Genomic DNA, 13946 nt, shown 5'->3' with positions numbered 1-13946 from the left:
AAATCGAATTAATAATTAATTATATGTTGAAATAAAACCTACTACCAACAACGTCTATAATTAATTGCTACTTTTAGCTCACTTAGGAAATCATTTCGATATGTTTTCGTTCGTGCTTTATTTAGTAAATTCACTGCTTAAAACAAAGTTGGCAATAATTTTGCCCCATCCTAAAATAACAACAAAACAATCATGAATAGAATCCTAAAGCAAACTTGTAGCCTCCTTGTATTCTCCTTTATTTTGCTCAGTTGTAATAATAATTTTGACATAAAACAAGGAGATTTACTTTTTCAAAATACAGGAACAGGCGAAATAGATAATGCAATTAAAGACGTAACGGCAACTTCATTTTCTAAAAACTATTCGCATGTTGGGATGGCAATGCAAAAAGATGGAAAATGGTTTGTCGTGGAAGCGATTCCGAAAAAAGGAATTTGTCAAACCCCTTTAATAGCGTTTCTGAACAGGAATAAGAATAAATTCAACAAATCTCAAACAACGGTTGCAAGACTAGAGAGCCAATATCAGCCTTATATTTCTAAAGCAATAGCGTATGGAATCGAAAGAATAAATACGCCTTATGATGATATTTTTTTATGGGATGACACTTCTTATTATTGCTCCGAATTAGTTTATAAAATGTTCTCTTCTCAAGATTTACCTAAAGATTCTATTCCTTTTCTTACGCACCCAATGACATTTAACGACAGCACAGGAAATCCAATGCCTAGTTGGGCAACTTATTACGAAACACGCAACCAACCAATTCCTGAGGGAACTGAAGGAACAAACCCTAACTTAATGGCCAGCAGTCCTCATATTAAATTTGTGCATGATTATGAAAATGAATAAAGGGTAAACTTATTTTATATAAACTACAAACAACCATAAAAAAAAACTCCAATTACTTTTAAAGGTAATTGGAGTTTTTTTATAATATAATTTAATAATGATTGCTGTATTTTAATATCCAAAGACACCAAACTCACTTGTAATAGTCAATTTTTTAGTTTCTGACGCTTCTACTCTACCAACTATTTTAGCATCTACATTAAAAGATTTAGAAATAGAAATTATGTCTTCTGCTATTTCTGGAGATACATAAATTTCCATTCTATGGCCACAGTTAAAAACCTGATACATTTCTTTCCAATCTGTATTCGATTGTTCTTGTATCAATTTAAATAATGGTGGTACTTCGAACATATTGTCTTTTACAATGTGCAAGTTATCTACAAAATGTAAAATTTTTGTTTGTGCGCCACCAGAACAATGAATCATTCCGTGAACGGTCTCTGAATTAAATTTCGATAAAATTTCTTTAATTATTGGTGCGTAGGTTCTTGTTGGAGATAAAACCAATTTACCAGCATCAATAGGAGAGTTTTCTACTTTGTCTGTTAATTTTGTATTCCCAGAATACACTAACTCTTCTGGAACTGCAGCGTCAAAGCTTTCTGGATATTTCTCTGCTAAATATTTATGAAAAACGTCGTGTCTTGCAGAAGTTAATCCGTTAGAGCCCATTCCTCCATTGTATTCCGTTTCATAACTTGCTTGTCCGAAAGATTCTAAACCAACAATTACATCACCTGCTTTTATGTTTGCATTATCAATAACTTCAGAACGTTTCATTCTTGCCGTAACTGTAGAATCTACAATAATTGTGCGTACTAAATCGCCAACATCTGCAGTTTCTCCTCCGGTTGAATGAATGGTTACTCCAAAACCTTTTAAGTCTTCAATTAATTCTTCTGTTCCGTTTATAATTGCTGATAAAACTTCACCAGGAATTTTACTTTTGTTTCTACCAATTGTAGAAGACAACATAATATTATCTGTTGCTCCAACACACAAAAGGTCGTCAATATTCATGATTAATGCATCTTGTGCAATACCTTTCCAAACAGAAATGTCGCCTGTTTCTTTCCAATACATATATGCTAAAGAAGACTTTGTTCCTGCACCATCTGCATGCATTATTAAACAATAATCTGCATCGTTTGTTAAATAGTCTGGCACAATTTTACAAAATGCTTTCGGAAATAAACCTTTGTCTATATTCTTAATTGCATTGTGTACATCTTCTTTTGATGCTGAAACACCTCTTTGCGCGTATCTTTTAGAAACTTCTTGACTCATATTATTGTGTTGTGAACTGCAAATTTAACTTTCTTTTATTTGACATCATAAAAAAACCAAATGATTTTTATCATTTGGTTTTTTAAAACTTTATTCTAGATAAACGCTATTCCCAATCTGGCATAATTGCATCTTGAAATAGCCCTTCACGAGCGCCACCAATAATGGGAATTCTAAATATAGTTTTCAGAGAAATACCATCATTGGAAGAGTTTACGTAAATTACCTCTGCTTCATTTGGTGAGAAGCGCGGATCTAAATCATTAGTACCTGCCTCTTTTTGAGTTTGTAGCTCTGTATTTGTCATTGTAGAAAAATCATATGTAAAGATTCTATTATCTAACCTTCTGTAATTTGAAGACTGAAAACTGGTAACATCTTTCGTATAAATTAATAAATTACCGTCTACAGATAAATTTAATCCTCCTAAAGCACCATCGTTTGCAGAAACAATTGAAGTTACCAAGTTTCCACTAGTATCTATGGTATAAATAGAACCATCATATCCGTCGGAATTGTTTGTTATTATTGCTATTTTATTTTCGTCATTACTCCAATCGCATTCTGTAATCAAATGCCCATTTGTGGTCTGATGTATTAATTGAAGACCACTTCCATCTTTATTTATCATATACAGTTTATCAAAACTTGGATATATAAATTTATCTCCTGTTGCAGACCAAGAAAAATCTACTTCATTTAAATTAAACGTGTTAATTGGTACATTTGAAGTGACTCTTTTAACGTCTGAACCATCTGGTTTCATTGTAAATATATGAACCTCATTATTAAAATTTTTTAAAAATGCAATTAAATTTACAGTATTATTTTTTCTAGGCCTCCAAGAGTTTGCTGTAGTTTCGGTTAACTGAACTGTATTAACAGGAGTTGAATTGGCAGCTAGACTTGATGAATAAATAATATTATTTCCATCTTTAACCTTCACATACACAAACCTATTACCTGTATCTTTTAATATAGTAAATGAGCTTGAAGCGCTTAGTACTTCTGGATTTATATTATCTGTTGCGGCTATTTGCCAAAAATATTTTCTTCCAAATTTTAAATTTGAAACGACGTAAGTAGTATCTAAAAGGTTGCCAACTTTAAGAATATCATTATTAAAATCGTTCTTGATTTCTAATCTATAAAATATCGAATCTTTATCAATATCTGAAGATGCCCATACTAATTCTACAGATCTTTCTAAATCTATAGTACCATCTTTGGGAGATATTAATTTTGGTGTTGTTGGTGCATTGTTTAATGCCGTAGATATTTCCATTTCAAAAACCACATTAATAGAAGCACCAGACTCTAAACTAACGGGCTCAAATGAGTTTAAAAATTTTTCTTTTGATGCTTCTACAGAGTATTCATTAATAGGAGCCTCTTCAAAAATAAAATCTCCATTCGCATCTGTAAATGTTGTATTATTTGTTGGTGATAGCGTTATTTTAGCATTTTCTATAGGTTCAAAACTATTTGCTTTTACAACCCTACCTGTAATTTCTCCAACTTCTACACTTCCAATGGTATTCTCTTCATTACAGTTTGTAAAAACAGTAAAAAGTAGTAAGACATATATTTTTTGTAATTTTCTCATAATATTAATTTAAAAATAGAAACTAAAACCTGCTTTTATATTCCAAATTTGATCATTCTGCTGACCTCTCACTAAATTGTCTAAATTATCTGTATTCAACATATTGTGCTCTCCATTAATTGTTACCCCCCAATTATTTGAAATCAGATATTCTAAACCTAAACCGTATTGAAATTTAAAGTAACTCTCACTAAGGTTGGTTTTAGATACTGAGCCAATACCTGCATAAAGGTATGGCGTGAATGTATCATAGGGTAGAAGAATAAATTCTAAATTTAAACTACTATTTATAAAGGATTCTTTAAAGATGCCTGTGTTTTTTAATTCGAAAAGACCAGAACTTGCAGAAATAGCAAATTTTGGGTTGTCTAACGTATATTTATATTTGATATCAAAACCTAAACCTAGTGCCGAGTTACTGTAATCTCCATTTATTTTACTAGCTAAAGCTGTTACATTTATAGCATTTTTACTTCTATTTAATTCTTGTTTTCTATCGAACAGTTTTGTTTCGCTTGCCTCTTTCTTTTCTTTTTGGTAATTCTCTTTAACTATTTGAACCACTTCATCACCTCCTTCAGGCTGCCATAAGCCATCTACAATTCCTTCTACAATTAACAACTCAACTGCTTTATCTATAGCCTCTTTAATTGCCAATTGTGCTGGTTCGTTTTTTGTAACTCCTGTTTCGACTTCAAGCAACCTTCTTAGCGCCACAAATCTGTAAAAGTTTGCAGAAATTCCCTGCGACAATATCGTTTTAGAAGCATATACATTTTTTAATATTTGTCCGTTTGTAGTAGAAACAACTCTAAGGTATACTGTTATTCTATCTTGTCTGTATTTATTGGAACCACCAACGCCAAAGTACCTTAAACCAGAGCCTCCTGTTATTATGTTAGAATCGTAAGACACAACGCCTCCTTCTATTATAATACCGGCAAATAAAAGTGGTGGTAATTTTACAGATGTGTTGTTGTTAGAATGTTCTTGACGTGTGTTTCTAATAATTTGTCTTTCGTTTAGTAGGTTACCTATATTCTCTCTTTCTATTGGCTTAAACCACTTTGAATCTTCTAGAGATTTTAGTAAAATAGAGGTACCGCCTTGAGTAACTGCAGTACTAAACGTAGATCCATTTTCTATAGGTTTATACTGCCCAGTTTGATCTCTAAACTTATAGACACCCACAACCATTTTATCTTTTGGTAAGAAATCTTTCACACTAGATCTAGACGAAGTATTCTCTCCTATTCTGGCATTTGTTCGGTTCAATGGCTGATTAAAGTATGCACCACAACCAACAAATAAAAAAACAGCAAATAAGCAACCTATACTCAGTGGTAATTTTCTCATAATAAACTGAATTTAATTATTTGGTATCGTTATATAAGTTTGCTCTCCGGTTGAAGTATTTAAAATACTTACGCTTAAGCCACCTACAGCAGGAGTAACCTCTACTACTAAAGAACCAAAAACATACGTTCCTGTACTTAATTCATCAATGCCAATTTGTTCTTTAAATAAACTCTGAGATAAAGAATTTAACAATTGTCTATTTAAGTTATTTGTAAAGTTTTCAATATCGGAAGGCTGTTCAAATTTATTATTAGAAGTTTCCTTAAAATCATTTTGAGCATTTGCAGATGCTAATACTTGTTGGTATGCAAAAGCCTCTCCACCAAAGAAAACACTAATTGGCTTGTATACTATTGCTTGAGAAAAAGTAGTACTTGCAAGTAAAAAAAACAAAATGCTTATTTTTATTTTTCTAAATTTCATAATACTTAATTTTATTATTTATTATTCTTGTATATGGTCTGACGCCTTTTTTCGTAGGCACTTATTCGCTCTAACACTAATTTAACGTTAGCTTTTAAGTATTCTTCATCTGGTCTTGAGAAAAATTCATGTATTTTATAGTCTTCTATTTCAACAGATAGAATACTGGATCTAGCCATACCTGGTTTTTCTTTGATTTTTATAATAAATGGATATTTTTTTCCTGACAATAAATACTGTTGATAAAAAAAGTCATGAAAATCTCTACCTATTTTAGAAAAAGCTTCATCTACTACTATGCCTTTTAATACAAAATCTTGTTCTTTTTGTATTGTTACCTTTTGCGCTGTTTTTATGTTTATAAAAATAGAATCTTTTGAGATTAACTTGTCTTTTTGTTTTACAAAGAGATATGTACGTAGTTCTTCATTGTCACTTAAATTAATCCTAATAATTGCCTGCTCGCTTTCTTCTTGCGGTTTTAAAGAAAAAGCACCCGTTTGTTTACTGTTCGAGTAATTTCCATTTTCCTCTTTTTTAACAGCAATAAAAATATAAGTTAATTGATCTTTGAATAATAAGCTTTCATTTTCTACAATAGCTCTTAAGGTTATAAATTCATCTTTTTTATCTATATTGATTTCACCAGAAATATCATTCTTAATTTGTGCACTTAGATGATAAGTTATCAAAAGGAGCAATAAGCTATGTTTATATTTCTTTTGCATTGCTATTATCTGTAATTTCTAATTACAATATTTTTAAAGTTTGACTTTTGAATAATTTCCATTCCATTAATTAATGAATTCGTTCCATAAATTTGTAAAGAATTCGCATTCCCTTGTTGCAAAACGTTAAAATTTACTGGGCTGCTATTTTCATAATCTACAAAACCATAATAATTTTCTATTCCTATTTGCACCACACTCTGTGCCGTCTGTTTAGATTGATAAATCTCTGCAACATTATTTAAACCATATTGATTTAAAACTACTTCATTAGCACCACTGCTTATATTTAGCTGTGCTATAGTAGTTAAATAATTATTATTTGGTATTAAATTGTTTTGAGAATTTATTACTTTTTTATCAGAAGAATAGGTTGCTGAACTTTGAGAAAAAACCTCATTACAAAAGAGTTGCGTTATTAAAACAATCAATAGAATTATATATCTTTTCATGTTAAAAATTTTAAATTAAAAAAAAGATAAGCAAGAGAATATTATCTTTCTCTCGCTTATCTTAAATATTACATACCCGTTTGGTTAATAACAGCTGTGTTTGTACCAAATTGTAAAACAGTACTCATGTTATCACTAGACATTGCATTTTGTGTAACTGTCGCTTTGTTACCACCAACACCCAATAAATCATCTTGCATTATAATACTAATGTTATTAGCAGCTAAAGACGTTTGATTTACAGTAGCCTTATGCCCATCAGTTGCACTATTTTGCATAACTAAAGATGCACTAAAAAACCCTGAACCTGCAACAGATGTCTGAGTTGTTTTAGACCAGTTATCTGCACCTAATTGAACAGTAGCAGCCATATTATCACTACCTCTTTGTTTTTGAACAGCTCTGTTATCTGTACCTTCTTGATAAATGTATGCCATACTACCCGCTACACCATTTGCAAGACTTTTTTGGTCTTGTTTTGCATAGTTATTACCATAACCACTTACACCTGTTCCTATTTGCATAACCTCAGCATAATTATTATCATGCATTTGATTTTGAATAGACTCATTTTGTCCTCCAAATTGAGTAGACGTAGCAACGTTATTTTCAGCAAAACCAACACCAACAGTTTGTGTAGCTTGGTTTAAATCTCCGTCTTGATAAATAGTTCCTATGTTTGAATCTCCTTGTTGATCAATAGATGCCATATTTGTAAGCCCTATTTGAGTAACAGCAGCCATATTGTTGTTTCCTCCATTACCTACTCCTGAGTTTGAACCATCTTGATTAATTGTAGAACCGTTACCAGCACCTGATTGAGTAACAGTAACACCGTTACCAAAACCATTCTGAGTAGATAAATTTGAATTTTGTGCAAAGAAAGCACCCGTAGCTAATACCATAGCTAAACTTAATAATTTTTTCATGATAATTGATTTTAATTTATATTAGTTAAAGTTTGTGCATAAAGTATTCTCATTATATTTAATAATAAAATACGATAATGCTTTAAAAAAAATAAGGGGAAAAATAATTAACAGGGGTAAAATGTGCTTTTAGGGAGGTATAAAAATATACAATTACATTTTCATCAACTCTTTTTAAAGAGCAGTAACAAATGTTATATAACACTGTAAATGTAAGTTTATTATTCATAAAAAAAAACAGCAAAATAACAGAAGTCTTTTATAATTTAACAAAAAAAAACTTAAAAACGAATGAAACAAAGGGAAAAAAGCCATTTCACAAAAAGATGTAAATATGAAAAAAGGGGGAAAACCCTCAAAAACAATATCCTTATAAATACGTATTTATACGTGCTTCTACACGTATAAATACGTGCTTCTACACGTATAAATACATGTGTGTTAATTAGCGTGTTTATAAAAGACATAAAAAAACCTTCAGGCTTTTGAAACGTGAAGGCTTTGTAAATTCTATTTATTAGTTATCAGTGCGTACTTTTTGAGATTGCGCTATGCGTTAGGGATTGAAACGGCATCCTTTTTTTGAGTTACGAAAAAAAAGATAGAGTGTAAAGCCCGTTAAAACGCCCAAATTAAAAACGAAATTATCTTGTAAATAACAATTCTCTGTACTTTGTCAATGGCCAAAGATTGTCATCTACCATGGTTTCTAACTTGTCGCAATGATACCGAATTTCCTCAAAAAATGGTTTCACCTTTTTACAATAAGCTTCCGCAGATTTTAAGCCTACAAACTTATTGGCTTTCTTACGTTCTGTTGTCATTTTAATAGTTAATGCATTTATTTCTGTAATATGATTAGAAATTATCATGATAAGCGCGATTTGTTCTTTTGCAATATTTTTATACTCTTCACCGAAAATTTCTTTTAAATTCTTGGTGTTTTCTAACAATGTATTTTGATAAGTTATCGCTGTTGGTATTACATGGTTTCTAGCAATGTCTGCCAAAACTCTACTTTCTATTTGCAAGTGTTTTGTGTATTCTTCTAAAGCTATTTCGTAACGTGCTTCTACCTCTACTTTACTCATCACGTCCATTTCTTCATACAAATCGATGACTTGTTTAGAAACCTGAACTTTTAATGCTTCTGGTGTGGTTTTATTATTACTTAATCTGCGTTTTTTCGCTTCTTTTTCCCACGCTTCTCCATAACCATCGCCTTCAAAACGAATGTCTTTACATTCTTTAATGTATTCTCTTAATACATTAAAAATAGCTTCGTCTTTCTTTAAGCTTTTACACTCTATTAAAGCATCTACTTCTATTTTAAACTCTTTTAACTGTTTAGCTACAATGGTGTTTAAAACCGTCATTGGCAAAGCACAATTAGCAGAGGAACCTACTGCTCTAAACTCGAATTTATTTCCTGTAAATGCAAAAGGTGAGGTTCTATTTCTATCTGTATTATCTAATAGTATTTCTGGAATTTTACCAATAATGTTTAGTTTTAAGTCCGTTTTTTCTTCTGGCGACAATTTCCCTTTGGTTACATTTTCTAATTCGTCTAAAACTTTAGATAACTGCCTTCCAATAAACACAGACATAATTGCAGGTGGTGCTTCATTTGCACCTAAACGATGGTCATTACTTGCAGACGCAATAGATGCTCTTAGCAATTCTTCGTTTAGGTAAACGGCTTTTATGGTATTTATAAAAAAAGTTAAGAATTGTAAATTTTTCATAGGTGTTTTCCCAGGACTTAACAAGTTTACGCCATCAAACGTTGATAAAGACCAGTTGTTATGTTTACCAGAACCATTAATTCCTGAAAAAGGTTTTTCATGAAATAGAACTTTGAAATGATGGCGACGAGAAATTTTCTCCATAACGTCCATCAATAAAGAATTATGATCTACCGCTAGGTTAGCTTCTTCAAAAATTGGTGCCAATTCAAACTGATTTGGTGCAACCTCATTATGTCTTGTTTTTAATGGAATACCCAACAACATGCATTCTTGCTCTAAGTCTTGCATAAAACTCATGGCTCTTGCAGGAATACTCCCAAAATACTGATCGTCTAGTTGTTGTCCTTTTGCAGAAGTGTGCCCTAATAAGGTTCTGCCTGTTAATAAAATGTCTGGTCTAGATAACGCTAAAGCATCATCAATTAAAAAATATTCTTGTTCCCAACCTAAAGTTGCGTTTACTTTTGATGCATTCTTATCAAAATACTTACAAACAGCAGTTGCATGGGTATCAATTGCTTGTAACGCTCTTAATAATGGTGTTTTATTATCTAAAGCTTCACCTGTATAGGCGACAAAAATTGTTGGAATACATAACGTTGTTTCATACACAAATGCTGGTGATGTTGGGTCCCAAGCTGTATAACCTCTTGCTTCAAAAGTATTTCTAATTCCGCCATTCGGAAAGCTAGAGGCATCGGGTTCTTGCTGAACTAGTTGTTCTCCATCGAATTTTTCCATGGCCAAACTACCATTAATAGATTCAAAAAAAGCATCGTGCTTTTCTGCTGTTGCACCTGTTAATGGTTGAAACCAATGTGTATAATGTGTTGCTCCTTTCGCAATTGCCCAATCTTTCATGCTCACCGCAACTTGATCTGCAATTTTCCGATCTATTTTGGTTCCTTTTTCAATCGCATTCATTACGCTCTCATAAGCAGACCTTGTTAAATACTGTTGCATTGCATGTTTATTAAAAACATTTTTACCAAACAGAACAGACCTCTTTTCGTTTTCTTCAATCTTTATGGTTCTTCTATTTAGTGTTTCTTGTAATGCATTGAATCTAACTATTGACATAATATTAATTTTAGCTACTATATTTTATTTTAAAAACAAATATACCCCATAAAAATTAGGGATAAAATTATTCTTTGCTATTATTTAAAATAACACCCCTGTTTTTTTTGATATGTAGTCAAAATATTTCATTTTTGCAATGTTAACATCACACAAACAAGAATTATGGCAAAAATTAAGTTAGAATACATTTGGTTAGACGGTTATTTTCCAACTCAGAACATGAGAAGTAAAACAAAAGTAGAAGAGCATGAGAACTTTAAAGGCACTATTGAAGAAATAGATATGTGGTCTTTTGATGGTTCTTCTACAAAACAAGCCTCTGGCGGAGCCTCTGATTGCTTATTGAAACCTGTTGCAATTTATAAAGACCCTACAAGAATTAATGGGTATTTAGTAATGACTGAAGTTTTGAATGCAGACGGAACGCCACATATTTCTAATGGAAGAGCAACAATAGATGATAATGATAACGATTTTTGGTTTGGTTTTGAGCAAGAATATTTTATTATGGACAATAAAACACAGTTGCCTTTAGGGTTTCCTATTGGTGGTTATCCTGCTCCGCAAGGAATGTATTACTGTTCTGTAGGGGGTAAGAATACGCATGGTAGACTTATTGTTGAAAAACATGCTGATTTATGTATTGATGCTGGCTTAAATTTTGAAGGAATTAATCAAGAAGTTGCTTCCGGGCAATGGGAATACCAATTATTTGCAAAAGGTGCTAAAAAAGCTGGTGATGAAATTTGGATTTCTCGTTACTTATTAGACAGATTAACTGAGCAATATGGTTATTATATTGAGTACCACCCAAAACCATTAGGTAAAGACATGGACTGGAATGGTTCTGGTATGCATGCAAATTTCTCTAACACTGTTTTAAGAACTTGTGGTTCTAAAGAAACGTATGAGAAAATCTGTGAAGCATTTAGACCTGTAGTAAAAGAACACATGGCAGTTTATGGTGAGTTTAACGACCAACGTTTAACTGGTGATCATGAAACAGCTGCTATGCATGACTTCACCTACGGTGTTTCAGATAGAGGTGCTTCTCTTAGAATTCCAATTATTGTTGTAGAGAAAGGATGGAAAGGATGGCTAGAAGACAGAAGACCTGCTTCAAACGGAGATCCATATAAAATTGCTGGTAGAATTATTAAGACCGTAAAGTCTGCTAATATTAGCTAGAACATACATACTAAAACAAAAAGCTCGCAAATTACATTTGCGAGCTTTTTTTATGTCAAAAATTTTCTATAAGCTCTAAAAAACCAAGTAAAGAAAAAGCGCATATCCTAAGAATAAAAAAACACCTTTAAATCTGCTTAAAACAAATTTCTTAGGTATAAACACCAACAGTAGTAAAACTGCTGAAAAACCTAGCATCCAAAAAATATCTCTAGATAAAATCTGAGCTTCCGTTACAGGAATTTCTTTAATTAATGCCGTAATACCTAATACAGAGGCAATGTTAAAAATATTAGAACCGATTAAGTTACCTAAAGAAATTGCTTTTTCTCCTTTCATTGCAGCAATTACAGAAGCCGCTAACTCTGGTACGCTTGTTCCAATAGCAATCATGGTTATAGAAATAACACCTTCACTAACTCCCATATTATTTGCAATGTCTTTTGCTCCGTCAACCAGAAGTTCTGAACCAAAATACAATGCAACACCACCAATTAATAACCAAACAACTATTTTTCCGTAACCGATTGAAGCCAAAGCATCATCTACCTCCTCTACAGAAACCTCTTCTTTCCTTGCACTTCTTATTAATACAAACAAAAAAACAGCCAACCCCACTAAAAGCATAATACCTTCTATTTGAGTTAAAACATTGTCATTCCATAAAAAGTAATACAACACTACCGAAAACAACATCATCACAGGCCAATTCAGTTTATAAAAATCACTACCTACTGCAATCGGGCCAATAATAGCTGTAATTCCTAGCACCAAACCAATATTCGCAATATTAGAACCAATCACATTATTTATTGCAATTGCAGGAGAACCATCTAACGCAGCTTGCAAACTAACTAATAATTCTGGTGCAGAAGTAGCAAAAGAAACTACCGTCATTCCAATAACCATTTTAGAAATATTTAGTTTAAAAGACAACCCTATAGAAGATCTCACTAAAAACTCACCACCAAGAACTAATAATAATAGTCCTATAATTACATAAAAAATACTCATAAATATTATTTTCGACGAAGATACATTTTTATCACTTTAAGATGAAAATAAAAGATGAAAAGCAAAAAAAACATGTTTCAAAAGGCCCGTTTTTCTTTGCAAAAGAAAAAACAACAATTATTATCCTTTATTTTATAATACTTTTATCCATATGCTTGAAAAAATGTTACAGTAAATAAGTAAAAACTAGCATCGAGTATTCTAATTTAAAACAAATAACTTCTTTTTAGTTCTATAAGTAAAATTAAATAATAGTTGTAAAAGCCTTGTTAACAAATACTAAACCTATATATATTGATAAGACAATTTCGAAATCACCTTCTTTTACGAACCTTTAAAACTATTCTTATGATAGTTATTATTACAAAAAACCTTAAAAGACATTGCTAACATTATTTTTTCAATTATCTCATAACCATCACATATAAAAACAGCTCTTATTATAAAGAGTTGTTTATTTTCATTAAATTTGATGTAGAACTGATACTAATGAAAAAACAAGTTTTTAAATTTATTGCAAAAATGAATAAAATAGCACTACCTTCTTATACTAAAAAAGGGCTAGATATTTCTAAAGCTTCTAAAATTCAATTAGCAATCATTGGTTGGAAATCTTTTGTAACTCAGAACTCATTAAACTAAAAAAAAAACATTATGGAAACAGAACACATAACAGTATTTTCAGGATCGTCTATTATAGTAAAAGGACTTCAAAACAGATTAGACGACCACAATATTGGCTCTATAACAAAAGACAGAGTAGAATCTGCAAGACTCGCAGGTTTTGGCTCCGATAGAAATGCCGTTGAATTACTAATCTTAAAATCTGACATAGAAAAAGCACAACCAATAGTCGATTCTTACAAAGAAGAAATTAATTCATAAAAAAGTACTTAATATTTCTTTGTTTGAAAAAACAATATTATATTTGCACCCGCTTAACGGCCATGTGGCGCAACTGAATAGCGCACTTGATTACGGCTCAAGAGGTTGCTGGTTTGAATCCAGCCATGGTCACAAAAAAAGCTTCCAAATTTTGGAAGCTTTTTTTATATATAAAACCTAAAGCAGAGAACTAAAAAGACCTCAAAACCCCACAACACTGCTTAATTCATTTTTTAAGAGGCTACAAACTTCTAAAACACTATCCTCTACTAACTGTAGTCTAAAAGACAAATCCTATTAAAGGATAAAAATATTATCATTGGTAAGTTAAAGACTCACTTTATTTTACTTAAAAGTATATTTTTTTTTCACAAAATACTTAAGTT

At 31.5% G+C, this 13946-nt stretch carries 13 protein-coding genes and 1 tRNA gene; 5 read left to right on the top strand and 9 right to left on the bottom strand.

The annotated features are described in order from the left end of the window. Nucleotides 1-192 precede the first annotated feature (192 nt). Entirely contained in the window at nucleotides 193-855 is a 663-nt protein-coding gene (locus tag ES045_RS15435) for a YiiX/YebB-like N1pC/P60 family cysteine hydrolase (RefSeq protein WP_147117174.1), read from the top strand. A 111-nt stretch (nucleotides 856-966) separates the two neighbouring features. On the opposite strand, the gene ES045_RS15430 is transcribed toward ES045_RS15435, so the two are convergent. From ES045_RS15430 to ES045_RS15395, 8 genes are all read right to left on the bottom strand, one after another. Further along, on the bottom strand, nucleotides 967-2145 hold the full coding sequence (locus ES045_RS15430; RefSeq protein WP_147117173.1) for an AIR synthase related protein: 1179 nt from the start codon (nucleotides 2143-2145) through the stop codon (nucleotides 967-969). A gap of 106 nt (nucleotides 2146-2251) precedes the next feature. After that, nucleotides 2252-3751 (bottom strand): carboxypeptidase regulatory-like domain-containing protein, encoded by a 1500-nt coding sequence (locus ES045_RS15425; protein ID WP_147117172.1) that lies wholly within the window; start codon nucleotides 3749-3751, stop codon nucleotides 2252-2254. A 9-nt stretch (nucleotides 3752-3760) separates the two neighbouring features. Beyond that, the gene (locus tag ES045_RS15420) at nucleotides 3761-5107 is read right to left on the bottom strand and encodes a CsgG/HfaB family protein (protein ID WP_147117171.1); all 1347 of its coding nucleotides are present in this window, start codon (nucleotides 5105-5107) and stop codon (nucleotides 3761-3763) included. Nucleotides 5108-5119: 12 nt separating this feature from the next. Then, entirely contained in the window at nucleotides 5120-5533 is a 414-nt protein-coding gene (locus ES045_RS15415) for a curli assembly protein CsgF (RefSeq protein WP_147117170.1), read from the bottom strand. Nucleotides 5534-5547: 14 nt separating this feature from the next. Further along, complete coding sequence (locus ES045_RS15410) at nucleotides 5548-6261, bottom strand: CsgE family curli-type amyloid fiber assembly protein (RefSeq protein WP_147117169.1); 714 nt, start codon at nucleotides 6259-6261, stop codon at nucleotides 5548-5550. A 5-nt stretch (nucleotides 6262-6266) separates the two neighbouring features. Then, nucleotides 6267-6713: a hypothetical protein gene (locus ES045_RS15405; RefSeq protein ID WP_147117168.1), complete on the bottom strand. Its 447-nt coding sequence runs from the start codon at nucleotides 6711-6713 to the stop codon at nucleotides 6267-6269. A gap of 68 nt (nucleotides 6714-6781) precedes the next feature. After that, the gene (locus ES045_RS15400) at nucleotides 6782-7642 is read right to left on the bottom strand and encodes a hypothetical protein (RefSeq protein ID WP_147117167.1); all 861 of its coding nucleotides are present in this window, start codon (nucleotides 7640-7642) and stop codon (nucleotides 6782-6784) included. A 644-nt stretch (nucleotides 7643-8286) separates the two neighbouring features. After that, complete coding sequence (locus tag ES045_RS15395; RefSeq protein WP_147117166.1) at nucleotides 8287-10470, bottom strand: glutamine synthetase III; 2184 nt, start codon at nucleotides 10468-10470, stop codon at nucleotides 8287-8289. A 165-nt stretch (nucleotides 10471-10635) separates the two neighbouring features. Here ES045_RS15395 and ES045_RS15390 point away from each other — a divergent pair, with 165 nt between their 5' ends. Beyond that, entirely contained in the window at nucleotides 10636-11661 is a 1026-nt protein-coding gene (locus tag ES045_RS15390; RefSeq protein ID WP_147117165.1) for a glutamine synthetase beta-grasp domain-containing protein, read from the top strand. Nucleotides 11662-11736: 75 nt separating this feature from the next. Here the strand turns inward: ES045_RS15390 and ES045_RS15385 are convergent, their stop codons facing one another. Next, nucleotides 11737-12675, bottom strand: coding sequence for a calcium/sodium antiporter (locus tag ES045_RS15385; RefSeq protein WP_147117164.1), 939 nt, complete (start codon nucleotides 12673-12675; stop codon nucleotides 11737-11739). Nucleotides 12676-13164: 489 nt separating this feature from the next. Here ES045_RS15385 and ES045_RS15380 point away from each other — a divergent pair, with 489 nt between their 5' ends. The 3 genes from ES045_RS15380 (at nucleotide 13165) to ES045_RS15370 (ending at nucleotide 13692) form a co-directional block, all read left to right on the top strand. Continuing rightward, nucleotides 13165-13317 (top strand): SsrA-binding protein, encoded by a 153-nt coding sequence (locus tag ES045_RS15380; protein WP_189663124.1) that lies wholly within the window; start codon nucleotides 13165-13167, stop codon nucleotides 13315-13317. Nucleotides 13318-13329: 12 nt separating this feature from the next. Next, nucleotides 13330-13560: a DUF2007 domain-containing protein gene (locus ES045_RS15375; RefSeq protein ID WP_147117163.1), complete on the top strand. Its 231-nt coding sequence runs from the start codon at nucleotides 13330-13332 to the stop codon at nucleotides 13558-13560. Between the two features lie 58 nt (nucleotides 13561-13618). Then, nucleotides 13619-13692, top strand: a tRNA-Arg gene (locus tag ES045_RS15370). The last annotated feature ends 254 nt before the right edge of the window (nucleotides 13693-13946 follow it).

The sequence above is a fragment of the Polaribacter sp. IC073 genome (genome assembly GCF_007997075.1).
Classification (GTDB): domain Bacteria; phylum Bacteroidota; class Bacteroidia; order Flavobacteriales; family Flavobacteriaceae; genus Polaribacter.
Note: the sequence above shows the minus strand (reverse complement) of the source record. Positions and strands in the feature narration are given on the sequence as shown.